We start from the raw sequence: 1,075 nt of genomic DNA, 5'->3' as shown, positions 1-1,075 counted from the left end.
AAAATCTAGCTTCAGTTAAATGTTGGTAATTAATTTTAACTCCATAAAAACGGTGTTAAAACCCATTAAAATAAAACATGATATTTTCATCAGTGATATACTTATATCGAGGTGAAGATATTATGACTGATAAAATGTTTAATGATATTATTGATTCCATTATCAATAATGCGACTGATGATGAAATTGAAATCATTAGAGAAAAGCTCAATAACCATATCATCAATCATATCTATGATGGTGAAGTACATAAGGAACTGTCAGATGAATTTGATAGTTCCTTTTGCCCTCACTGCGGACATGATCATATCATTAAATATGGCAAGGATAAAAATGGAAATCAAAGATATTTATGCAAACATTGTCATAAGACTTTCTCACCCATGACAGGAACTCTGTTTTCATATTCAAAGAAGGAAGCCTATCAATGGTATCTGTATATGGAATCACTTTTTCGTGGTGATACCATTGTACAGTCTGCTCATATTGCAGGCATATGCGAACATACATCTCTTGTGTGGAGACATAAGATACTGAGTGTATGTGCTTCTCTCACAGCTGAAGATCGCATACTAGATGGAATTGTTTACCTTGATGAAAAACTTTCAGATGTTAAACATCCTGGAATAACAGTTGAAGATAAAGAACCAAAGAAGAAAAGAGGAATAAGCAACCAGAAGAGAAACATTGTCTGTGCCATAGATGAACACAACAATAAAGTGATACAGATATCAGAAAGAGGGAGAATACATACCAAGAATCTCTATGAAATATATAAAGACAAAATTCCTTCACAATGCACAGTTGTCAGTGACAGCCTACGCTCATATCATGGACTGATGAAAAAGTTAGGGGTTAAATGGATTAAGATTCCATCAGGCAAGAAGGAAAAGGACGGATATACATTGGATAAGGTCAATAGACTACATTCATCTATCGAATTGTTTTTGCATGGATATAGAGGGATATCAGACAAGTATTTAAAGAACTACATTGGACTATATAAGATGAAAGATCAAAATAAGAATTACTATAACAAAACGACTTTCAAGGGAATATACAAGAAGATCATGAA

General features: G+C 33.0%; 1 protein-coding gene. It reads left to right on the top strand.

Annotated features, from left to right (window positions below; genetic code table 11):
- Nucleotides 1-122 precede the first annotated feature (122 nt).
- Nucleotides 123-1,075: IS1595 family transposase (locus ACZYT4_RS14020; RefSeq protein WP_463786983.1), on the top strand; the 953-nt coding region annotated here is incomplete at its 3' end.

It is taken from the genome of Massilimicrobiota sp. mt181 (genome assembly GCF_055420065.1).
The sequence above is the reverse complement of the archived record's forward strand: the minus strand, read 5'-3'. Positions and strand labels throughout refer to the sequence as shown.